The 528-nt window shown below is 52.3% G+C and carries 2 pseudogenes; both read left to right on the plus strand.

The features are described from left to right. A pseudogene (locus tag J5224_RS34980) lies at window positions 1-299 on the plus strand (hypothetical protein); the annotation flags it as partial. A gap of 12 nt (window positions 300-311) precedes the next feature. Further along, a pseudogene (locus J5224_RS34985) lies at window positions 312-528 on the plus strand (AraC family transcriptional regulator); the annotation flags it as partial.

Below are 528 nucleotides of genomic sequence, written 5' to 3' on the forward strand. Positions count from 1 at the left end.
CTGCTTCCAACTTTTTTCTCTGCTTTACGATGGGCGCACATTTCTCCATCCCGATGACATTCTCGCAAAGCAATACCGGGCTGTTGGTGGGACTGAACGGGGTATTCGGCACCACAGCGGGTATCTTGGCACCGGTATTTTCTGGGGTAATCATCGATATTACCGGCCGGTATGAGTATGCCTTGTATCTGGGAGCCACTGTTGCCATTTGTGGCGCGTTGTTTATCTGGGCTGCGCGTATTCAACCCATTGTCAGCCGTGAGCAGACGTCTGCTCATGCTGCCCACCCGGTGCGTTAAGGGGAATCTGTTATGGCAACCACTATTCCTGCCTATACGCTCTATGGCGAGCAAACAGCGCTAAGCTGGGAGAACTTCTTCAACGTAGAGCGGATTTCGTTTCGTTCTCGCGCGCTGAACTGGAAAGTATCCCCCCACGTACATGAGACGTTGATACAACTGCTGTTTATCGAGCGTGGAAGCGTCGATCTGTTGCTCAATTACAGCCATTACACGGCGCAAGCGCCTT

Source organism: Candidatus Symbiopectobacterium sp. NZEC135 (assembly GCF_025962695.1).